Origin of the sequence: Mesorhizobium jarvisii (assembly GCF_003601985.1) — a bacterium.
Classification (GTDB): domain Bacteria; phylum Pseudomonadota; class Alphaproteobacteria; order Rhizobiales; family Rhizobiaceae; genus Mesorhizobium; species Mesorhizobium jarvisii.
Genome location: NZ_QZXA01000003.1, coordinates 429,031 through 451,018, shown reverse-complemented (window position 1 = coordinate 451,018; position 21,988 = coordinate 429,031). Strand labels below are relative to the sequence as shown.

Below are 21,988 nucleotides of genomic sequence, written 5' to 3'. Positions count from 1 at the left end.
TGCCAGCTGCAATCGCCCGGTCCGGTGCGCTACTCAACTCCATCAAAAGCGACGGAGGCCCATAATGAGCTATGTGACTGACATTCCACCAGCCTCGCCGGAGATTGCCCGCGACCATTTCCTGCGCCGGCTTTCCGTCGAGACCGATTGTTCGGACGTTGCTGCAGCACTGCGCGGCGGCGAGCCGGACTTCATGCTTCTACATGTGGTCGGTTCGCCGGATGCGTATGAGCGCCGCCACGTGCCGGGTGCGCTGCACCTGCCGCACCGCGAGATATCGGCCGAGCGGATGGCTGAATGGCCGGCAGGCACGCTGTTCGTCGTCTATTGCGCCGGGCCGCATTGCAATGGCGCGGACCGGGCGGCCTTCAAACTGGCCAGCCTCGGCCTGCCGGTCAAGATCATGATCGGCGGCATTTCAGGCTGGCAGGACGAAGAGCTTCCTTTCGCCTCAGGCAGGGAGCCTGGCGCTCTGCGGGCATGATCCAGCCGGCGCGGCTGATATCGTCCGTCCGTTCGAGCGGCGGATGTCGGCGCCTTGCGAAACGTGGGAATTGCGGCACCCGACCATTGATGGGCAAGGCACAGCCGGATCTGGCCTAAGCCTTGCCGGCTAGCCGGTTCACGACATCGTGTCGAGCTTGCGCTGCATGGCCGCGATCTGGTCCTTCAACTGCTGCAGATCGTCGGATTTCTCCGGCGGCGCGTCCTTCCTGACCGGCTCAGTGGGGGCCGCGGCCGGCGCCGAGCCCGCGGGCGGGAAAGGCGTGAACAGCCGCATCGCGTTCTGGAACATTTCCATATTGCGGCGCGTCTGTTCTTCCAGTGCCTTGATCGGCGTCGCCATCTTCATCACATCGAGCGGCGACTTGCCGATGGCGCCCTTCATCTGCTCGCGAAAGCGCTCCTGTTCCTTGGAGAAGGCGATCATCGACTGTTCAAGGAAGCTCGGCACGATCATCTGCATCTGGTCGCCGTAGAAGGCGATCAGCTGGCGCAGGAACGGGATCGGCAGCATGTTCTGCCCATCCTTGTTCTCCAGCTCGAAAATGATCTGAGTCAGCACCGGATGCGTGATGTCGTCGCCGGTTTTGGCGTCCTGAACGGTGAATTCCTCGCCCTTCTTGACCATGTCGGCCAGATCTTCGAGCGTCACATAGGTGCTCGTCCCCGTATTATAGAGGCGGCGATTGGCGTATTTCTTGATAATGATCGGGTCGTCTTTTGCGGCCATCTGCATCCTCCCCGGACACCGGCACGCCTGAGTAAGCAGCCGGTAACGATTGCGCCCTTTTTGAGGATATGCGCAAAAGCCTCATAATTCCAAGCAGTTTGTGCAGTGCGGGATCATATAATGCTGCATAGCAGGCAAAATATGCTGCGCAGCAGCGGCCCGCCCGCCGGCATGGCGGCGCGCGACCTGCTTGGCGTGCATGGGCGCCATGCCGATTTCCGGTTTGACTTGGGTCATGGAAAGGGCAAGAAAAGTTGCCAACAATGCCTGAAAACACGACAGCTCGAAGTCTGGAGAAGAAAATGTCCTCTGCCAATTCCATCGTTGTCGCCAGTGCCGCGCGCACGGCCGTCGGCTCCTTCAACGGTGCTTTCGCGGCCACGCCGGCGCATGAACTCGGTGCTGTCGTCATCAAGGAGCTTTTGTCGCGAGCCGGTGTCGAGGCAGCCGAGGTCGACGAGGTCATTCTCGGCCAGGTGCTGACCGCGGCCCAGGGCCAGAACCCGGCCCGCCAGGCCTCGATCATTGCCGGCCTGCCCAAGGAGACCACTGCCTGGGGCCTCAACCAGGTTTGCGGCTCGGGCCTGCGCGCCATCGCGCTCGGCATGCAGCAGATCGCCACCGGCGACGCCAAGGTGATCGTTGCCGGCGGACAGGAATCGATGTCGCTGTCGCCGCACGCCGAGCACCTGCGCGCCGGCGTCAAGATGGGCGACTACAAGATGATCGACACCATGATCAAGGACGGCCTGTGGGACGCCTTCAACGGCTACCACATGGGCAACACCGCCGAAAACGTCGCACGCCAGTTCCAGATCACCCGTGACGATCAGGATCAGTTCGCGCTGGCCTCGCAGAACAACGCCGAGGCCGCGCAGAAGGCCGGCAAATTCAAGGACGAAATCGTCGCCTTCACCATCAAGGGCAGGAAGGGCGACACCATTGTCGACCAGGACGAATACATCCGCCACGGCGCCACGCTCGACGCCATGACCAAGCTGAAGCCGGCCTTCGACAAGGACGGCTCGGTGACCGCCGCCAACGCCTCCGGCATCAATGACGGAGCCGCTGGCGCGCTGCTGATGAGCGAAGCGGAGGCCGCAAGGCGCGGCATCACCCCGCTGGTGCGCATTGCATCCTGGGCAACCGCCGGTGTCGATCCGGCGATCATGGGAACCGGCCCGATCCCCGCCTCGCGCAAGGCTTTGGAGAAGGCCGGCTGGTCGGTCGGCGATCTCGACCTGGTCGAGGCCAACGAGGCCTTTGCCGCGCAGGCCTGCGCCGTCAACAAGGGCATGGGCTGGGATCCCTCGATCGTCAACGTCAATGGCGGCGCCATCGCCATCGGCCATCCGATCGGTGCCTCGGGCGCCCGCGTCTTCAACACGCTGGTCTACGAGATGCGCCGCCGCGGCGCCAAGAAGGGCCTCGCCACGCTGTGCATCGGCGGCGGCATGGGCGTCGCCATGTGCGTTGAAGCGCTCTGAGAAAACGATGAGCGGGCGGCGCGAGCCGCCCGTTCAGAATCCAGTGCCTGCCAAGCCCGAAAACAGGGCGATATCAAAAAGGGGAAATGCATGACCAAGGTAGCAATCGTCACGGGCGGATCGCGCGGCATCGGCGCGGCGATCTCGATCGCCTTGAAGACCGCCGGCTATTCGGTTGCCGCGAACTACGCCGGCAACGACGAAGCGGCGGCGAAGTTCAAGGCCGAGACCGGCATCCCGGTCTACAAATGGTCGGTCGCCGACTATGACGCTTGCGCCGCCGGCATCAAACAGGTCGAGGCCGACCTCGGCCCGGTCTCGGTGCTGGTCAACAATGCCGGCATCACCCGCGATGCCATGTTCCACAAGATCACCCGCGACCAGTGGAAAGAAGTCATCGACACCAATCTGTCCGGTGTCTTCAACATGACGCATCCGCTGTGGAACGGCATGCGCGATCGCAAGTTCGGCCGCGTCATCACCATCTCCTCGATCAACGGCCAGAAGGGCCAGGCCGGCCAGGTCAATTATTCCGCCGCCAAGGCCGGCGACATCGGTTTCTCGAAGGCGCTCGCCCAGGAGGGCGCCCGCGCGGGCATCACCGTCAACGTCATCTGCCCCGGCTACATCGCCACCGAAATGGTCAAGGCCATCGACGAGAAGGTGCTCAACGAGCGCATCCTGCCGCAGATCCCGGTCGGCCGCCTCGGCGAGCCGGAAGAGATCGCGCGCTGCGTCGTCTTCCTCGCTTCGCAGGATGCCGGCTTCATCACCGGCTCGACCATCACTGCCAATGGCGGCCAGTACTTCGTCTGAGACGTCCAACGGCTTCGGATTGTGACGAACGGACCGGGGAACCGGTCCGTTTCCCCTGACGCCTTGGAGGCCGGAAAAATACCCCGCCACGGCGCGATGCCCCAATCCGGCACGCAAAGGTTAATGGCGACAGCGCCGTCTGTGCGAACCCTGTGGACAAGCCTGTGAATCCTCGGTGGATAAACTGTTCGCAACACAAGATATTGAGGGAACAAAACGGGAAAATCCCGTTGGCGCTGATTTGTCGCCGATTCGTTCCGGCTTTGAGCGGAAGTTAACGTTAATGCCCCGGAATCAGCTGTTTTTCCTTAACGGCAAATTCAGAAAGATTAACAATTTCATAATCTTGAGCGATAGCCCCCGACCTGCTCCGTTCATTTGCCGGCAAAGGTTAAGGACAAGGCTCACCCAGCATAAAACGGGCCAGTTCGACGATTCAGCATGTGGTGAGACTCAGCATCACAAAATCCATATGTAGCCGTGAACAAAAGCTGAATCTGAGCGAGTCGCCGATTCGTAGCTGATTCGTTCCAGACTCGTTCCATCAGTTAAGCAGCAGCCAATTTAGCGCCAGACAGAGTTGCTTTCGAAGCTGCCGGTGGAACATTCCGCTTTCGCTTCGCGCCCGAAATCCCTATGTGTCGCCTGTCATACGCGCCAGTTGAGGCACGCTCCCGACAACCAGAGGCCAGAAAGCCTTATTTCCAGGTCGATGAACATCCAGCCGAAACACACTGAGCCGCTGATCTTGTCGGGCCGCGACGTGACCGCCGTGCTTGGCCCAACCAACACCGGCAAGACCCATCTCGCCATCGAGCGGATGGTGGCGCACGAAACCGGCGTCATCGGCCTGCCGCTCAGGCTGCTGGCCCGGGAAGTCTATGCGCGCGTCTGCGAAAAGGTCGGCGCCCACAAGGTCGCGCTGATCACCGGCGAGGAGAAGATCCAGCCGCCAGGCGCCAAATATTCGGTCTGCACCGTCGAGGCCATGCCGCGCGAGACCGACGCCGCCTTCGTCGCCATCGACGAGGTGCAGCTCGCCGGCGACCTCGAGCGCGGCCACATCTTCACCGACCGTATCCTGCATCTGCGCGGCCGCCAGGAAACGCTGCTGCTTGGTGCCGCCACCATGCATGGCATCCTGCAGCGCCTGCTGAAGGGCGTCTCGGTGGTGACGCGGCCAAGGCTGTCGCACCTGGCCTATGCCGGTTCGAAGAAACTGACTCGCCTGCCGCGCCGCACCGCGATCGTCGCCTTTTCCGCCGACGAGGTCTATGCCATCGCCGAGCTGATCCGCCGCCAGCAGGGCGGTGCCGCCGTCGTGCTCGGCGCGCTTTCGCCGCGCACCCGCAACGCCCAGGTGGCGCTGTTCCAGTCGGGTGATGTCGACTATCTCGTCGCCACCGACGCCATCGGCATGGGTCTCAACCTCGATCTCGACCATGTCGCCTTCGCCCAGAACCGCAAATTCGACGGCTACCAGTACCGTAATCTGACGGCGGCCGAACTCGGCCAGATTGCCGGCCGCGCCGGCCGGCATCTGCGCGACGGCACGTTCGGCGTCACCGCTCAGGTCGACCCGCTCGACGAAGACCTCGTCAAGAAGATCGAGGGCCACGACTTCGATCCGGTGAAGGTGCTGCAGTGGCGCACCGCGCATTTCGACTTCGCCAGTCTCGATGCGCTGAAGCGCTCGATCGAGACCAACGCGCCGGTCGAGGGCCTGACGCGCGCCCTGCCGGCGGTCGACGCACAGGCGCTGGAATATCTCTCCCGCGACGAGGACATCCGCGCGCTCGCCACCGATGCCAAGCGCGTGGCGCTGCTGTGGGAAGCCTGCGCGCTGCCCGACTACAGGAAGATCGCGCCTGCCCAGCATGCCGACCTCATCGCCTCCATCTACATGGACCTCGCCCGTCATGGCCATGTCGACGAGAACTACATGGCCGAGCAGGTGCGCCGCGCCGACACCACCGAGGGCGACATCGACACGCTGTCGCACCGCATTGCCCAAATCCGCACCTGGACATTCGTGTCGAACCGGCCCGGCTGGCTGGCCGATCAGGCACACTGGCAGGAAAAGACGCGCGAAATCGAAGACAGATTGTCGGATGCGCTGCATGAGCGGTTGACGAAACGCTTCGTAGACCGCAGGACTTCCGTCCTCATGCGGCGCCTTAGAGAAAATACAATGCCTGAAGCCGAAATCAGTCCTACCGGAACCGTCCTTGTCGAAGGCCACCATGTCGGCGAGTTGCAAGGGTTCCGCTTCACCGCCGACCAGACCGCCGGCGGCGAAGACGCCAAGGCCGTGCGCACGGCCGCGCAAAAGGCGCTTGCCGCCGAGTTCGAGGCGCGCGCCGAACGCTTCGGCGCCTGCGCCAATGGCGACCTGGCGCTAGGCTCGGACGGCACGCTACGCTGGATCGGCGCGCCGATCGGCACGCTGGTTTCGGGCGAAGACGCGCTGAAGCCGCGCCTTGTGCTTTTGGCCGACGAACAGCTGACCGGCCCGGCGCGCGACAAGGTCGCCGCGCGCGCCGAACGCTTCGTCAATTTCCAGATCGAAACGCTGCTGAAGCCGCTCGTCGACCTGAAGAACGCCGACCAGATTTCCGGCATCGGCCGCGGCATTGCCTTCCAGCTGGTCGAGAATTTCGGCCTCATCAACCGCCGCGATATCGCCGAGGAGATGAAGTCGCTCGACCAGGAGGGTCGCGCGGCCCTGCGCCGCCTTGGTGTGCGCTTCGGCGCCTACCACGTCTTCGTGCCCGCTTTGATCAAGCCGGCCCCCGCCGGGCTGGTGACCTTGCTGTGGGCGCTGCAGAACGACGGCAAGGACAAGCCTGGTTTCGGCGACGTCGTCCACGCGCTGGCGTCCGGCCGTACCTCCGTGGTCATCGATCCTGCCTTCGACAAGGCTTTCTACAAGCTTGCCGGCTATCGCAATCTCGGCCGCCGCGCCGTGCGCATCGACATATTGGAGCGGCTGGCGGACCTCATCCGTCCGGCGACCAACTGGAAGCCCGGCCTCGGCCAGCGTCCGGACGGCGCCTATGACGGCCATTCCTTCATGGTGACGCCGCCGATGATGTCGATCCTTGGTGCCACCGCCGACGACATGGAAGAGATTCTCAAGGGCCTCGGTTACCGCGCCGAGCCGAAGCCGGCGGCGGAGGTGAAGGCGCGGCTGGAGGCGCAGGACACCGCCGCGCGTGAAGCCGCTGCCGCGAAACTCGCGGCGGAAGAAGCCGCGCGCGCCGAGCAGGCCAAGGCAGCCGAGGCAGCCGCTACGGACGCGGCCGCGGAGGCGGCGGTCGAAGGTTCGGAACCGGCTGTTGCCGAGACCGCGCTCGAAACTCCCGCCGAGGTCATCGCGGAAACGACAGCGGAGCCGGTCGCGGAAGCGCAACCGGAAGCTCCAGCCGAAGCCGTGGAAGAACCCGCTACAGAGGTCGCTGTCGCCGAAGCGGTTGCTGAACCTGTTGCCGCGCCGGAAGCGGAAGCCGAATCGGTCGAGGCGACGCCGGCGGAGCCAGTTTCCGAAGCTGCACCGGCGACGGAAGCGGTTTCGGACGAGCCTGCCGTGGTGGCCGAAGCGGCCGCCGGCGAGCCCATCGCCGAAGCCGAAGCGCCCAAGCCCATCCTGCTGTGGCGCCAGGGCCGTTTCGAACAGCGCCCCCGCCATCACGAAGGCCGCAACAACCGCCAGCGCAATGGACAAGCGCGCGGCCGAAACAATGCGCCCGCCGATGCCGCCGGCGCACCGGCCACGGCCGCGCCCGGAGAACGTCTCACCCATGAGGGGCGGCGCGATGGCGCCGGCAAGCCGCGCTTCGACCGTTCCAAGTTCAAGCCCAAGCCGCAGGGTGAAGGCGATCAGCGCCGTGACGGCCGCCCGCAGGGCGAGCGTCCCGAGCGCCGCGAAGGCCGACCCGACTGGAAGGGTGGCCGGCCCGAGGGCAAGGGCGGTCCCGATCGCGGCAAGGGAGGCGCAAAGCCCGCTTTCCAGCCGAAGCCGCGCGAAGAACGTCCGGTGCGCTTCGATCCGGATTCGCCCTTCGCCAAGCTCGCCGCCTTGCGCGACCAGCTGAAGAAGTAGGCTCGGAAGGGTTCGATGGTTGCCGAAGGCCGCCAGCGCATCGACAAATGGCTGTTCTTCTCGCGCGCGGTGAAATCGCGCTCACTGGCGGCGAAGCTCGTCGTCGCCGGGCGCGTGCGCATCAATCGCGACAAAGCAGCGCAGGCCTCCGATCTGGTCAAGCCGGGTGACGTGCTGACCATCACGCTCGACCGGCGCATTTTCGTCTGGAAGGTGCTTGGCGCGGGTGTCCGGCGCGGCCCGGCGGAGGAAGCCCGCACCCTCTACGAGGACATGTCGCCGCCGCCCACACCGAAGGGGGAGGCGCTTCCCGACGCCATACCGGCGCTGCGCGAGGCCGGCAGCGGCCGCCCGACCAAAAGAGAGCGCCGCCAGACCGACCGCTTGCTTGGTGACGATTGAGGCTTGCCGGCCAGACCGCGGGCCGAAATCCCCGGGCAACGGCGGGCGCAGGACGGAACCGAGCCCGGCAAACAAGATGCTCCACAAGACATCAGCCGCCCTCGCCGTGCCTGCCGGCTGGAATTCCATTCCGCCAACGCCGAAGCGGTCGGGCATGGCAACGCTTGCAAGCGAGAGACAAAGGCGTTACCTCACGGAAAAAGCCCAAGAAAACTGGCCCATTAAGCTGGGACGTCCCGGAGCCGACCGATGACCTATGTCGTGACCGACAATTGCATCAAATGCAAATATATGGACTGCATCGAGGTCTGTCCGGTCGACTGTTTCTACGAAGGCGAGAACATGCTCGTCATCCATCCCGACGAGTGCATCGACTGCGGCGTCTGCGAGCCTGAATGCCCGGCCGACGCGATCAAGCCCGACACCGAGCCAGGCCTCGACAAATGGCTGCAGATCAACACCGAATATGCCGAGAAATGGCCCAACATCACCGCCAAGAAGGAGCCGCCGGCAGACGCCAAGACCTTCGATGGCGAGGCCGGCAAGTTCGAGAAATACTTCTCCGCCGAGCCTGGCGAAGGCGATTGACAATACAGCCGTAAAGGCTTGTATGACGCAGCGTAACAGGCACATCGGATTAACCGCCTTGACAGGCGGCGATTGGTTGTGGCCTTCGCTTACGCAGCAAAACCTTGATTCTTCCGACTTTTTGTGCTACATCAGCGAAACATGCCGGTGACACAACGTCGATTTATGGCGCAGACGCCCCAAATCACTGAAAGGTGAAAATCCCATTCCGGACCAGAGCGATCTGGGTCAGGCGGTCGCAGTTCGTGCGGTTTGCCGGTCCCGACCTTTCCGGTGGGTTCATCTGTTGTGCGGCTAACGATCGGTTTCCCCGGTCGCACGAGTTCAGCCGGCACCGCCGCCGGCCCATAACAAGGAGTTCAGGGCGTAATGGCAACGATCACCCCGCAGAAGAAGTCCACTGGTGCGCGTCACGGTTTCAAGACCGGCGAGTATATCGTCTACCCGGCGCATGGCGTTGGCCAGATCGTGTCGATCGACGAGCAGGAAGTGGCCGGCCATAAGCTGGAACTGTTCGTCATCGACTTCCAGAAGGACAAGATGCGCCTGAAGGTGCCGGTCGCCAAGGCGACCTCCATTGGCATGCGCAAGCTGTCGGAAGAGGATTATGTCGAGCGCGCGTTGAAGGTCGTGCAGGGCCGCGCCCGCGTCAAGCGCACCATGTGGTCGCGCCGCGCCCAGGAATATGATGCCAAGATCAATTCCGGCGACCTGATCTCGATCTCGGAAGTCGTGCGCGACCTCTACCGCGCCGACAACCAGCCGGAGCAGTCCTATTCCGAGCGCCAGCTCTATGAAGCGGCACTCGACCGCATGGCCCGCGAGATCGCGGCCGTCAACCGCATGTCGGAAACCGAAGCCGTGCGCCTGATCGAGGTCAACCTCAACAAGGGCCCTAAGCGCGGCGCCAAGGCCGACAATGAGGAAGCCGAGCAGGAAGAAGCTGCCTGAGCTCTTGAGCCTTTAAGTTCACGAAAAACCCGGCCTCGCGCCGGGTTTTTTGGTTCTCGGACAAGGCAATGGCTGGGCCTATGCTTGACCTCCGCCTTCCTTCTCCGCCTCCTGCTTCAGCGTCGCGATGAAGCGCTTGGTCCGTTCGCGCTCCGGATTGCCGAACAAGGTCGCCGACGGACCCTGCTCGACGATGACGCCGGCATCTAGGAACACCGCCTCCTGGGCGATCTTGGAGGCAAGCCGCAAATCATGCGTCGCCATCACCATGGTCGTGCCTTCGCTGGCGAGCTTGCCGAGCACGTCGACCACTTCTTGCGCCAGTTCCGGATCGAGCGCCGAAGTCGGTTCGTCGCATAGCAGCACCTTCGGCGACGGCGCCAAGGCGCGGGCGATCGCCACGCGCTGCTGCTGGCCGCCTGACAGCGTCGCCGGCCAGGCATCCGCCTTGTGCGCCATCCCGACCTTTTCCAGCAAGGCGAGCGCCCGCTCGCGCGCCTTCTCAGGCGACCATTTCAGCACCGTCACCAGCCCTTCCATGACGTTCTCGATGGCGGTGCGGTGCGGGAACAGCTGGAAATTCTGGAACACCATGCCGGTCTGCAGGCGCAGCCGCCTGATATCGGCGGCCGGCACCTTGATGCCCGGGCGAAACTCGAGCGTCTCGTCGCCGATGCGCACCGTGCCCGAAGTCGGGATTTCCAGGAGGTTGATGCAGCGCAACAGCGTGCTTTTCCCCCCGCCCGAGGGGCCGACAAGTGCCGTGACGCTGCCTTCGGCGATCGCGACCGTCACGCCCTTGAGCACAAGATTGTCGCCGAAGCGCTTTTCGATGTTGGTGAGGCCGATCATGAGCGTGCCTCCAGGAAGCCGCCATAGCGGTTGAGCCGCTCCTCCAGCCGCGTCTGAAGGGCCGACAGCACCGAACTCATCGCCAGATAGAGGATCGCTGCCTCGACATAGAGGATCAGCGGCTCATAGGTGGTGGCGACGATGCGCTGCGCCGCCTGGAACATCTCGGGCACGGTGATGGCGGCGGCCAGCGAGGTGTCCTTGACCAGCGAGATGAAGGTGTTGGAGAGCGGCGGCACCGCGACCCGGCCGGCCTGCGGCAGGATGGTGCGCCGCATCGCCTGACTCCAGGTCATGCCGATCGAATAGGCGGCTTCCCACTGGCCCTTCGGCACCGAGCCGATGGCCGCGCGGATGATCTCCGACGTGTAGGCGCCGATGTTGAGCGTGAAGCCGATCAGCGCTGCGGTAAAAGCATCGAGCAGGATGCCGACCGACGGCAGGCCGTAGAAGATCAGGAACAGCTGCACCAGCAGTGGCGTGCCGCGGAAGATCCAGACATAGAAGCGCACGAGCATGACCAGCGGCTTCGGCCCGAACAGCCGGCCGAGTGCTGCCCCGAGGCCAACCGTCAGGCCCAGCACGAAGGACAACAGCGTCAGCGGTACAGTGAAGATCAAGGCGGCCCAGAGCAGCGAAGGCAGCGACTCCAGCATCAGTTGCAGCCAGTGCGGCACGAAAGACCCTCCAGAATGGTCGAGATGGCTTCATCGAGGCGCGAATGCGCCGGCCATATCACGACAAAAGCGGCGAGCCGTCAAAGACGGCCCGCCGCTGGATGCGTTGCAGGGGCGACGAACGGCCCCACTCAAAGTTACTTCGAAACGTCCTGGCCGAAATAGGTGTCGGCGATCTTCTTGTAGGTGCCGTCGGCCTTGATATCGGCCAGCGCCTTGTTGATGGCGGCAACCAGTTCCGGATCGCCCTTGCGCACGATGACGCCGGAATAGTCGGCGTTTTCCTCTTGCGCGGCGATCTTCACATTGGCGTCGGGCTTGTGCTTCTTGAAGTCGAGGAACGACAGGCTGTCATTGATGGTGGCGTCGGCGCGGCCGGTCAAAAGCAGCTGGATCGACTGGTCGAAGCCGTCGGTGCCGACCAGTTCGGCGCCGTTCGCCTCGGCCAGCTTGCCGAAGTTCGAGGTCAGCGACTGCGCCGACTTCTTGCCCTTGAGATCGGCGAAAGCCTTGATGTCGGTGTTGTCGCCGCGAACGATCAGCACCGCCTTGGAGGCGATATAGGGATCGGAGAAATCGTACTTGGCCTTGCGCGCGTCGGTGATGCCGACCTCGTTGATGACGGCGTCGTAGCGCTTGACGTCGAGGCCGGCGATCAGCCCGTCCCACTTCCCTTCCAGGAACTCGACCTTGACACCGAGCTTGTCGGCGATCGCCTTGGCGATCTCGACGTCGAAGCCGACCAGCGCGCCGGACGCGTCATGGTAGGTGAAGGGCGCGTAAGTGCCTTCCGTGCCGACCTTGATGATGCCGGCCTGTTTGATCTGATCGAGATTGGCGCCGGCATGGCCTGATGTGACCGCCAGGGCCTGCAGCGTTCCGGCGACGATAAGCGACTTGAGCCATTTCATATTTTTGTGATCCCGTCCTTGGTCTGATGTCTGGCCTGCTGTGAGGGCTGGAAAATGACAGATGCCAGCCGAAAGAATAAGGAACCAGATTTCAAAAACAAAGAATTCCTGAAACCAAATTCTCTAAATATGATCTCTTGCATCGTCTGGCCGCCCCCGGCAACCGCGTCGAAATCGCCCGGACAGTACTCTCGCCCGCCCGCGCCAGCGGAACCTTTCTCGCGCATGGCAGTTTTGGCTGTTCTAGGGCGCGACGCCGCGATTTCAACCGGTGCCCTGCCAAGTTCGTAACGTCGGTTAGATCGCCGGAGCCAGGGAGCGCCCCATGATGGAAGACACGGCAGGACGGATCATGGTCCGCGCGGCAATGAAGGCTCCCTATCTCGAACGCGACGAAGAACATCGGCTGGCCTTGCTCTGGAAGCAAGACAACGACCAGAACGCATTGCACAGCATCACTGTTGCCCATATGCGGCTGGTCATTTCCATGGCCTCGAAATTCCGCCATTACGGCCTGCCGCTCGGCGACCTGATCCAGGAAGGTCATGTCGGCCTGCTCGAGGCCGCCGCCCGCTTCGAGCCCGAACGCGAAGTGCGGTTTTCGACCTATGCGACGTGGTGGATCCGCGCCTCGATGCAGGATTACATCCTGCGCAACTGGTCAATCGTGCGCGGCGGAACCAGTTCCGCGCAGAAAGCCCTGTTCTTCAACCTGCGCCGCCTGCGCGCCCGGCTGGCGAACGGCGCCGAGCCGCTTTCCAACACGACCCTCTACCGCGAAGTGTCGGTGGCGCTTGGCGTCTCCGAGGCTGACGTGGCGATGATGGATTCACGGCTTTCGGCGCCCGACTCCTCGCTCAACATGCCGCTTGCCGACGATGCGGGCGCGACCGAGCGGATGGACTTCCTGGTTTCCGACGATCCCCTGCCCGACGAGATCGTCGGCGACAAGATCGATATCGCGCGCCGTTCGCTTTGGCTGCGGGAGGCGCTCCATGCGCTGAACGCGCGTGAACTCAGGATCATCGAGGAACGCCGGCTGAACGACGAGGGCGCCACGCTCGAGGCGCTCGGCGAGACGCTCGGTATATCCAAGGAACGTGTCCGCCAGATCGAGGCCCGCGCCATGGAAAAGCTCAAAGTGGCGCTGGTGAAGCAGAACCCGGAATTTCTGGCGACGGCCGCCTGACTTTCAACGGCACGGCACAAGAGTGCGGTCAAAACTCGCTCCGCTGAGTCGAATGGCTTGGTTTTCGAGAACCGGAGCGGAGTGGTCTCTAAGTCCATGAGAACCGGAAGCACAGAAAGCCGCGGCAAGCGTCCAGCGAAGTGAGTTTGCTGCGTACTCTTATTTGTCGGTGACGATCTTGACCTTGTCGCCGGACGAAACCGCGGCGCCCGGCGACAGCGCGTTGAGCACCCGGAACAGATCGAGCTTGCGGTCGACGCCGACCATCTGCGCGGCGAGCGAGCCCATGGTCTGGCCCGGCTGCACGGTAAGCACGCGGATATGCAGGGGCTTCAAGGCCGCCTTTTCAGCGGCACTCAGGATACGGAACGACCCGCTGACAGAGCGTGCCACCGTCTCCAGCGAGGTGCTGGCCGAGGGTGCCGCGGTGAGCAGCCGGTAGACCTGGCCGCCGGCACGGATCACCGCGATGTCGAACTGCCAGCCTTCGGCACTGGCATGCGCCGTCGCGGCCTCGTTGCCGTTGATGGTTTCCTGCTTGACGCTGCTGTCGTCCAGACCGGCCACCCAGCCGCTTCTGATGTAGTCGGTCAAGGCGCGGTTCTTGTCGATCGAAACGCCGTCGAAGCGGATCGCTATGTCGCCAGGCCCGGTCGCCGTCACCGCCGCCGCCGAATTGTCGATGATGAAACCGTCCGGCACCGTGAAGGACACGCCGAGGCCCGGATGAAGGAAGGTCTCGCCACGCACATAGCCTTCCTCCGGCGTATCGCCATAGAGCAGGCCGTCTATGCCGGCGAGGAAGGAATCGCGGTCGCGCGTGCCGACACCGGGCGCGCCGAACTGGCGGGCATGGCGCTGCGCCAGGTCGATGCGCTGCGGCGTGTTGGGGTGCGTCGCCAGAAAGTCGAGGCTGGCGTCGGTGGCGCCGCTGATCGAGCGGAAATCGGTATAGGCCGACATCGACTGCAGGAAGCGGCCGGCGGCATAAGGGTCGTAGCCGGCTTCGCCGATCGACTTGATGCCGATGGCGTCGGCCTCCAGCTCCTGGTTGCGCGAGAACTGTGCCAGCCGGAGCTTGCCGCGGATCAAAGCCGCCTTGGCGGTCGGGCTGTCGCCGAGCACGTCGGAAACCACTTTGGTCGCCAGGCCTTCCTCGGCCTCCAGCTGCTGGCGCTGCAGGCCGTGATTGGCGGTGACGTGGCCCATCTCATGCGCGATGACGGCGGCGAGCTCGGACGAATCATTCGCCAGCGCCAGCAGACCGCGCGTGATGTAGAGATAGCCGCCCGGCAGTGCGAAGGCGTTGACGTTGGGCGAATTGAGGATGGTGATGCGGTAAGTCTGGGTCGGGTTCGCCGACACAACGGTCAGATTGCCGACGACCTTGGCGACCATGCGCTCAAGCTTGGGATCGGAATATTCGCCGCCATAGGTCGCCAGGATGCGCGGATGCTGCGCCTTGGCCAGTTCGGCGAGCTTGTTGTTGGCACTGACATTGTCGACCGTGATCGGCTTGTCGGACGGTTGGAAGCCGGATTCCTGGACTTCCGGAGGCGTGAACATCTGGCAGCTTGCGAGCGCCACGGCAAAGCCGGCCAGCGCCAGAAAGCGCGCTAGCGGGTTCATTCGTAGCTTGTCGACGCCGATCGCCAGAGCGGCTTCCTTTCAGGTCCCGGCGCATGACCACGAAAATCGGGGGCGATCTCCGGAACCTGTCATGCGCAAAAACGAATTTCTACGGTACTCGTCACACGTCCCTAGGGGCGTGTGACGAGTACCGTAGGCAAATCACGGCTTGTGCCAAACCAATAGGGCGGACCTAGCCACACTACTTCTGCCATGGCAAGCAAGCGCCCCGTTGCCTGATGCCGGTTTGACCGTAAATTATGTCCGCTTCCGGGCAATATCTCGTGATACGGCATTGCCGGCACCTGCACCGACATAGCGCCGGAACGCCTCCGGACCAGCCCCAACAAAGAAATCGTCCGCGCTGCCGGTGGCCGCGACGGCGCCATTGTCCAGAAACACCACATTGCGGCCAATGCGGCGGGCGTCCTGTGGCTGGTGCGTGACGAACAGCACCGTCATGCCGCGCTCCGCATGCACGCCGGCAACCAGGTCGAGCATATCGTCGCGTAAGGCAGGCCCGAGCGAAGCGAAGGGTTCGTCGAGCAGAAGCACCGGGCGATCGCGCACCAGCACGCGCGCCAGGGCGACACGCTGGCGCTCGCCGCCGGAGAGTTCGCGCGGCAGCCGCTTGTCCTTGCCGCCAAGGCCTGTGCGTTCCAACGCTTCGGCAATGGCGGTTCGATCGGCTTCGGTCAGCCGCAGCGATGGCGAGCGGCCGAGCCCGACATTCTGCTCGACGGAGAGATGCGCAAAAAGGTTGTTTTCCTGAAACACCATCGACACCGGCCGTGCGGCTGGCGGCGCTGCGCCGACATCGGCCCCGCCGATCAGCACGCGGCCCGACTGCGGCGTCTCGAAGCCGGCGACCAGATTGAGCAGCGTCGACTTGCCCGAACCGCTCGGCCCCATGATGGCGGTGATTTCCGCCGCCGCGAACGCGACATCGAAGGTGAGCGGCGCCTCGCCATAGCTGAACGAGACCTTGTCCAGCCGCACCGGAACACCCTTCCCTCTCATCGCTCCGTCAGACATTGCGGACCTTGTCTCTTCCCAGCCAGTCCGCCGCCAGCACCAAGGTGAGGCAAACGAGGCCAAGCAACAGCGCCAGGCCGGCGGCGTCCTGCGTGCGGTAGCTGCCCATGCGCGCCAGGAGAAGGTAAGGCAAGGTCTGCACGGAATCACTGCCGAACAGCGCGATAACGCCGAGATCGCCGAGCGACAGCGCCATGGCGAAGGCGAAGGCGGTGGCGAGCGGCCGCCGCAATGACGGCCAGTCGACCAGCCGCAGCCTGGCCCAGCCGGAAATGCCGAGCTGCGCGCAGAGCCGTTCGTGGCGCTCGCTCGCCGCGTCATAGGCGGGACGGACGGCGCGCAGCGCGAAAGGCATCGCCATGACAGAATTGACGGTGACGACCATGACCGGGGCGATGGCAAAGACATCGCCGGCATGGCGCAGCAGGAGGAACCAGCCGGCTCCGATGACGATCGGCGGCACGACCAGCACAAAACCGGCGCCGGTATCCGTGGCGTGTTCGAGCAGTGTCCTTCGACCGGCGCGGCGCCTCAACGCGAGTGCCCGTCGCGCCATGGTCAGCGCCAACGACAGCATCACTGAAAGCAGCGCCGACAGGAAAGCGAGCACCGCACTGGTCAGCGTCGCCTGCCGGACAGCGGCCTCGCCGGCGAGCCGGCCGAGATCGGCGCCCAAGCCTGCCGAGACGGTCGCGGCCATCGGTCCGATAACGAACAGCAGCGCCAGCACGATGAACACGGCGTTGAGTGACGCCTCGGTCGTGTCGACGGAGAGATAACGGCGCGGCGCCACTGGCAGGGTGGTGTCGCCGACGACATTGGCGCCAAGCCGCGTCAGCGCCAGCACCACGATGAAGGTCAAGGCAATCTGCAGCAATGTCAGGGCGACCGCCCGCGCCGGATCGAAATCGAAGCGCAGCGCCTGGTAGATGCCGACCTCCAGCGTCGTTGCCGCCGGTCCGCCGCCAAGCGTCAAAACGATGGTGAAGGAGGTGATGCAGAGCATGAAGACCAGCCCGGCGACACCCGGCAGAGCGGCGCGCAGCGTCGGCCATTCGATCAGCCGGAAGGCCGGCCGCGCCGCCATGCCGAGCTGGCTTGCCAGCCGCCACTGGTCGGCGGGTATCGTCTGCAGCGCCTCGAGGAACAGGCGGGTCGCCAACGGCAGGTTGAAGAAGACGTGGGCGACGAGAATGCCGGACAAGCCATAGATGCCTGGCCAACCCTGGCCGCCGACGGCGCTGAACAGGCCGGCGAAATAGCCGGCACGGCCGTACAGCGCCAGTATGCCAAGCGCCGCGACGATCGCCGGCAGCGCCAGCGGCACGGCGAAGAGTTGCAGGATGAAGGCGCGGCCGAAGAAACGCGGATGCCGCGACAGGGCGCGCGCCACGAACAGCGCCGGGATCACCGAAAGCAGGGTCGAGAGGACTGCCTGCCAAAGCGTGAAGCGCACGACGCGCAGCAGGTAGGGATCGAAGGCCGCCCAGGCTCCCGAAAAATCATGGGCGCCTTCGACGAGCAGGCCCGCGAATGCGCCGCCGATCAGCAGCGTGATCGCGGCGAGCGCGATGATGCCGGCGCTGACGCGTGAATCCGTGGTTTGCGCCGGCGTCACCACTCTGCCTATTTGCTCATCACCGCCAGCCATTCATCCACCCAGGCCTTGCGGTTGGCGGCAACCTCTTCGGGGCTGAACAGCAGGGTCTTGGTCGGCTTGACCAGCTTGTCGAAGGCCGGGTTGAGCGGCTTGTCGGTCTTTCCGGCCGGGAACATCCAGTTGGTCTCCGGGATCGCGTCCTGGAATTTCGGCCCGGTCATGAAGGCGATGAATTTTGCCGCCAGCGGGTTCTTGGCTCCGTTCGTGGTGATTCCCGCGACCTCGATCTGCAGATATTCGCCCTCCTCGAAAGAAGCGGCCTGGTAGCGCTGCGTGTTCTCGGCGACCATGTGATAGGCCGGCGAGGTCGTGTAGGACAACACCATCGGCGCCTCGCCCTTGGTGAACAGGCCATAGGCCTCGCTCCAGCCCGGCGTCACGGTCAGCACCTTCGTCTTGAGCTTGGCCCAGGCTTCCGGCGCCTTGTCGCCATAGACCGACTTCACCCACAACAGCAGGCCGAGGCCCGGCGTCGAGGTGCGCGGATCCTGGATGACGATCTTGTCGTCGGCACTGCCTTCGACCAGTTCCTTCAGGCTCTTCGGCGGCGTCTTCAGTTTTTCGGTGTCGTAGACGACGGCGAAATAGCCGTAGTCGAAGGGAACAAAAGTATCGTCGCTCCAGCCACCCGGCACGTTGACATCGGAGACCGCGCCATGCGGGGCAAACAACCCGCTAGCCTTGGCATCGGCGGTGAGATTGGTGTCGAGGCCAAGTACGATGTCGGCCTTGGTTGACGCGCCTTCTAGCTTGACGCGGTTGAGCAGGGCCACGCCATCGGCGACCGAGACGAACTCTACGTCGCAGCCGCATTCGGCCTCGAATTCCTTCTTCACCACCGGGCCTGGCCCCCAGTCGGCGGTGAAGCTTTCATAGGTGTAGACGGTGAGCTTGTCCTTGGCCAAGGCCGGCCCGGACAGCGCCACGACCATGGTCGAGACAAGAGCGTATAAAAGCGTGCGCATCGGCGCCTCCTTCGTTCGAATTGCAAGGAATTGAGGCGCCGGACTGTCCGAAACGTCTAATCCCTCCGCCGGTACAAACCGGATCAGGTTCAGCGGGTTGGCGAGACTGCCTCTCAGCCGGTCCGCGAAGATCGCGTCCGGCACCCCGTTAGAGCGTTTCGACACATAGGCCGGGCCGGGGAACCGCGCAAGTGGCAGTTTGCCGGCCTTCCGTTTCCGCTGCCGGGCTGGTACAGGCCACCGGATATGAGCACATTCACCATCCTGCTTGGCGGCGATCTCATCCGCACGCCCCGGCTCGACCGCCAGGTCGACGGCTCGCGCATCATTGCCGCCGACGCCGGCATCGGCCATGCCCGGCTGCTCGGCCTTGTGCCGGAACTATGGGTGGGTGATTTCGATTCGGTGCCGGCCGATCTCCCCGCCGACCTCGCCGCAGTGCCCCGCCGAACCTTCCCGGCGGAGAAGGACAAGACCGACGGCGAATTGGCGATTGCCGCAGCCCTCGAGCGTGGCGCGACTAGCCTGGTGCTGGCGGGCGCGTTCGGCGGCAAGCGCGCCGACCACGCTTTCCTGCATCTGGCGCTCGCCCTGCGCCTGGCCGAAGCCGGAACCGAGGTGCTGTTGACCAGCGGCGCCCAGGAAGGTGTCCCGTTGCTGTCGGGAACGGCCGGCTTCGACTATGCCGACGGCACGCTGTTTTCGATCCTCGGCTTTTCCGAACTTGCCGGCCTGACCGTCACCGGCGCCAAATGGCCGTTGAACCAGGTCGTAGTGGCGTTCGGCTCGTCGCTGACCATTTCCAACGAGGTCCGGGGCCGCCTCGACATCGCGCTCGGCCACGGCCGCGCGCTGCTGCTCGCGCATCCGTATCCACTACCTGAAAGCTGACATGGCCCCGCCTCTTCTCAATCTCGACGGGATAAGACTGACCTTCGGCGGCACACCGCTGCTCGACGGCGCCGCCTTGACGGCTTCGGCCGGTGACAAGATCGCGCTGGTCGGCCGCAACGGGTCCGGCAAGTCGACGCTGCTTAAGATCGCGGCCGGCCTGATCGAGCCGCAGGACGGTGAGGTGTTTCGCCAGCCCTCGGCAACCGTCCGCTATCTGCCGCAGATGCCCGACATGGAAGGTTTCGTCACCGTGCGTGCCTATGTCGAGGCGGGCCTCGGGCCAGCCGACGATCCCTACCGCGCCTCCTATCTCATGGAGCATCTTGGCCTCACCGGCGAGGAACGGCCGGGTGATCTCTCAGGTGGCGAGGCCAGGCGCGCAGCCCTGGCCCGTGTCATGGCGCCGGAACCCGACATCCTGCTGCTTGATGAGCCGACCAATCATCTTGACCTGTCGGTCATCGAATGGCTGGAAGAGGAGCTCGTGCGCACCTCCTCGGCACTCATCGTCATCTCGCACGACCGCCGCTTTCTAGAGCGCGTGTCGCGCGCCACCGTCTGGCTCGATCGTGGCCAGACCCGCAGGCTGGACAAGGGTTTTGGCCATTTCGAGGAATGGCGCGACCAGGTGTTGGAAGAGGAAGAGCGCGAGCAGCACAAGCTTGGCCGCCAGATCGTGCGTGAAGAACACTGGCTGCGTTATGGCGTGACGGCGCGGCGCAAGCGCAACATGCGCCGCCTCGGCGAGTTGCAGACCATGCGCCAGCGTTTGCGCGGCCATAGGGGCGCCGAGGGCACCGCGACCATGGTGGCGAGCGACGCCGCCGAATCCGGCAAGCTGGTGATCGAAGCGAAGAACATCGAGAAGAGCTTTGGCGACCTCACCGTGGTCAAGGGCTTCTCGACCCGCATCCAGCGCGGCGATCGCGTCGGCCTCGTCGGACCGAACGGCGCCGGCAAGACGACGCTTTTGAAGATGCTGACCGGCGAATTGGCGCCGGATGCCGGCTCGGTGCGGCTCGGCACCAATCTGGAAATCGCCACGCTCGACCAGAAGCGCGAGGCAGTCGACCCGCAGGAGACGCTGGCGCAATACCTCACCGACGGACGCGGCGAAAACCTCGTCATCAATGGCGAGCAGCGCCATGTCGTCTCCTACATGAAGGATTTCCTGTTCAAGCCGGAGCAGGCGCGCACGCCGGTGCGCGAACTGTCCGGCGGCGAGCGGGCGCGGCTGATCCTGGCGCGCGTGCTGGCACGACCGGCAAACCTGCTGGTGCTCGATGAGCCGACCAACGATCTCGACATGGAGACGCTGGAACTGCTGCAGGAACTGGTCGCCGGCTTTGCCGGCACCGTCATCCTGGTCAGCCACGACCGCGATTTCCTCGACCGCACCGTGACCAGCATCATCGCGCCGGACGGCGGCGGCCGCTGGGTCGAATATGCCGGCGGCTATTCTGACATGCTGGCGCAACGCGGCGGCACCAGGCTCGACGACCGCAAGGCGCGGGCCAAGGCTGAAGCGGCCGATGCGCCGGCGCCTGGCAAGAGCGAACCGGCGGCCCCGAAAGGGCCGGCGAAGAAACTGTCGTTCAAGCAGAAATTCGCCCTGGAATCGCTCCCCAAGAAGATCGAGGCGGTGACCGCGTCGATCTCGCGGCTGGAGAACAACATCGCCGACCCGGCCTATTACGAGCGCGATCCGGCCTCCTTCCAGAAAACCATCGCCGCCCTCGACAAGGAACGCGCGACGCTGGCCGCGCTCGAGGAAGAGTGGCTGGAGCTGGAGATGCTGCGCGAGGAGATGGAAGGGTGAGGAGCGTTCGGCCGTAGGCCAATCGATCGACAACGATTTGTCGATTGAAGCGACGAACGGTGAAAGCCCGGTTCGCCTTCAGGCGAATCGAAAGATCCAGTGGACCTTTGGAACGGATTGAACGCCCGAAGGGCTGGGAGCCATAGCGGAGGGCCAAGCCCTCTCACCCGCAGCCAGAGCCACTCCATTATTGCCCCCGCATGAAGATGCGCATGTTGCGGAGGCTATTATGCGCAAGATTGCCTTGAATGCGATCCGTCAGCCAGCAAATCTGTCGATCGACTCGAACCTCATGAGGGAAGCCAAGGGGCTTGACGTGAATGTCTCACGCGCCGCGGAAGCCGGCATCGCGGAGGCGGTTGCGGCGGAAAAAGCGCGGCTGTGGAAACTTGAGAACCGCGCGACCATGGATGCCTGGAACGATTACTTCGAGAAACACGGCATTCCGCTGGAAGAGTTCCGGCAGTTCTGATGCCTCGCTATGACGTCTTCGCTGGCCGCATCGAAGGCAATTATCTGCTCGACGTTCAATCCGACCTGCTCGACAATTTCAAGACGCGGGTGGTCGTCCCGCTTCTGCCCGTTGCAACAGTGCCGCCGCCGATGCGAAAGCTTCATCCGACCTTCGAGATCAACGGCCGAAAGCTGGTAATGGCCACGCACCTTATTGCCACCGTTCCAGCGAGCAAATTGGGTGAAAGTCGGCTGAACCTGACGAAGCACCCCGACGACATCGTCGCCGCGCTCGACATGCTGTTACAAGGCTTCTGAACGAAG

General features: G+C 64.1%; 20 protein-coding genes and 1 riboswitch. Of the genes, 12 read left to right on the top strand and 8 right to left on the bottom strand.

Going from position 1 to position 21,988, the window contains the following annotated elements; genetic code table 11:
• Positions 1-64 precede the first annotated feature (64 nt).
• Positions 65-484, top strand: a complete 420-nt coding sequence (locus D3242_RS09780; RefSeq protein ID WP_027047490.1) for a rhodanese-like domain-containing protein — start codon at positions 65-67, stop codon at positions 482-484.
• Positions 485-622: 138 nt separating this feature from the next.
• Here D3242_RS09780 and phaR read toward each other — a convergent pair whose 3' ends face one another.
• Positions 623-1,234, bottom strand: coding sequence for a polyhydroxyalkanoate synthesis repressor PhaR (gene phaR / locus D3242_RS09775; RefSeq protein ID WP_027047491.1), 612 nt, complete (start codon positions 1,232-1,234; stop codon positions 623-625).
• Between the two features lie 302 nt (positions 1,235-1,536).
• On the opposite strand from phaR, the gene D3242_RS09770 reads away from it, so the two are divergent.
• From D3242_RS09770 to D3242_RS09745, 6 genes are all read left to right on the top strand, one after another.
• Positions 1,537-2,721, top strand: coding sequence for an acetyl-CoA C-acetyltransferase (locus D3242_RS09770; protein WP_064981719.1), 1,185 nt, complete (start codon positions 1,537-1,539; stop codon positions 2,719-2,721).
• A 90-nt stretch (positions 2,722-2,811) separates the two neighbouring features.
• Positions 2,812-3,537, top strand: a complete 726-nt coding sequence (gene phbB, locus D3242_RS09765) for an acetoacetyl-CoA reductase (protein ID WP_019861703.1) — start codon at positions 2,812-2,814, stop codon at positions 3,535-3,537.
• Positions 3,538-4,249: 712 nt separating this feature from the next.
• On the top strand, positions 4,250-7,639 hold the full coding sequence (locus D3242_RS09760) for a helicase-related protein (protein ID WP_064981185.1): 3,390 nt from the start codon (positions 4,250-4,252) through the stop codon (positions 7,637-7,639).
• A gap of 15 nt (positions 7,640-7,654) precedes the next feature.
• Entirely contained in the window at positions 7,655-8,041 is a 387-nt protein-coding gene (locus tag D3242_RS09755; RefSeq protein WP_019861705.1) for an RNA-binding S4 domain-containing protein, read from the top strand.
• 249 nt (positions 8,042-8,290) lie between these two features.
• Positions 8,291-8,629 (top strand): ferredoxin FdxA, encoded by a 339-nt coding sequence (gene fdxA, locus D3242_RS09750; protein WP_008873823.1) that lies wholly within the window; start codon positions 8,291-8,293, stop codon positions 8,627-8,629.
• A 369-nt stretch (positions 8,630-8,998) separates the two neighbouring features.
• Entirely contained in the window at positions 8,999-9,580 is a 582-nt protein-coding gene (locus D3242_RS09745; RefSeq protein ID WP_010911999.1) for a CarD family transcriptional regulator, read from the top strand.
• A gap of 78 nt (positions 9,581-9,658) precedes the next feature.
• Here the strand turns inward: D3242_RS09745 and D3242_RS09740 are convergent, their stop codons facing one another.
• The 3 genes from D3242_RS09740 to D3242_RS09730 form a co-directional block, all read right to left on the bottom strand.
• Positions 9,659-10,432, bottom strand: coding sequence for an amino acid ABC transporter ATP-binding protein (locus D3242_RS09740; RefSeq protein WP_019861706.1), 774 nt, complete (start codon positions 10,430-10,432; stop codon positions 9,659-9,661).
• Entirely contained in the window at positions 10,429-11,109 is a 681-nt protein-coding gene (locus D3242_RS09735; protein ID WP_064981186.1) for an amino acid ABC transporter permease, read from the bottom strand. Before D3242_RS09735 ends, D3242_RS09740 begins: the two co-directional genes overlap by 4 nt.
• 137 nt (positions 11,110-11,246) lie before the next feature.
• Positions 11,247-12,020: an amino acid ABC transporter substrate-binding protein gene (locus tag D3242_RS09730; protein WP_038650222.1), complete on the bottom strand. Its 774-nt coding sequence runs from the start codon at positions 12,018-12,020 to the stop codon at positions 11,247-11,249.
• Positions 12,021-12,345: 325 nt separating this feature from the next.
• Here D3242_RS09730 and D3242_RS09720 point away from each other — a divergent pair, with 325 nt between their 5' ends.
• Entirely contained in the window at positions 12,346-13,209 is an 864-nt protein-coding gene (locus D3242_RS09720) for an RNA polymerase factor sigma-32 (protein ID WP_019861710.1), read from the top strand.
• Positions 13,210-13,368: 159 nt separating this feature from the next.
• On the opposite strand, the gene D3242_RS09715 is transcribed toward D3242_RS09720, so the two are convergent.
• From D3242_RS09715 to thiB, 4 genes are all read right to left on the bottom strand, one after another.
• Positions 13,369-14,838 (bottom strand): M48 family metalloprotease, encoded by a 1,470-nt coding sequence (locus D3242_RS09715; protein ID WP_038650226.1) that lies wholly within the window; start codon positions 14,836-14,838, stop codon positions 13,369-13,371.
• A gap of 258 nt (positions 14,839-15,096) precedes the next feature.
• Entirely contained in the window at positions 15,097-15,873 is a 777-nt protein-coding gene (thiQ, locus tag D3242_RS09710; protein ID WP_064981194.1) for a thiamine ABC transporter ATP-binding protein, read from the bottom strand.
• Positions 15,866-17,524, bottom strand: a complete 1,659-nt coding sequence (thiP, locus tag D3242_RS09705; protein ID WP_064981197.1) for a thiamine/thiamine pyrophosphate ABC transporter permease — start codon at positions 17,522-17,524, stop codon at positions 15,866-15,868. The genes thiQ and thiP overlap by 8 nt, the downstream gene beginning before the upstream one ends.
• Entirely contained in the window at positions 17,500-18,498 is a 999-nt protein-coding gene (gene thiB / locus D3242_RS09700) for a thiamine ABC transporter substrate binding subunit (RefSeq protein ID WP_019861717.1), read from the bottom strand. The genes thiP and thiB overlap by 25 nt, the downstream gene beginning before the upstream one ends.
• 43 nt (positions 18,499-18,541) lie before the next feature.
• Positions 18,542-18,656, bottom strand: a riboswitch (TPP riboswitch).
• 88 nt (positions 18,657-18,744) lie between these two features.
• Here thiB and D3242_RS09695 point away from each other — a divergent pair.
• From D3242_RS09695 to D3242_RS09680, 4 genes are all read left to right on the top strand, one after another.
• Positions 18,745-19,389, top strand: coding sequence for a thiamine diphosphokinase (locus D3242_RS09695; protein WP_019861718.1), 645 nt, complete (start codon positions 18,745-18,747; stop codon positions 19,387-19,389).
• Position 19,390: 1 nt separating this feature from the next.
• A complete protein-coding gene (locus D3242_RS09690) occupies positions 19,391-21,211 on the top strand; it encodes an ABC-F family ATP-binding cassette domain-containing protein (RefSeq protein ID WP_064981198.1) in 1,821 nt (606 codons plus the stop codon).
• A gap of 229 nt (positions 21,212-21,440) precedes the next feature.
• Positions 21,441-21,683, top strand: coding sequence for a type II toxin-antitoxin system CcdA family antitoxin (locus tag D3242_RS09685; protein WP_064981208.1), 243 nt, complete (start codon positions 21,441-21,443; stop codon positions 21,681-21,683).
• Complete coding sequence (locus D3242_RS09680) at positions 21,683-21,982, top strand: CcdB family protein (protein WP_064981209.1); 300 nt, start codon at positions 21,683-21,685, stop codon at positions 21,980-21,982. The genes D3242_RS09685 and D3242_RS09680 overlap by 1 nt, the downstream gene beginning before the upstream one ends.
• The last annotated feature ends 6 nt before the right edge of the window (positions 21,983-21,988 follow it).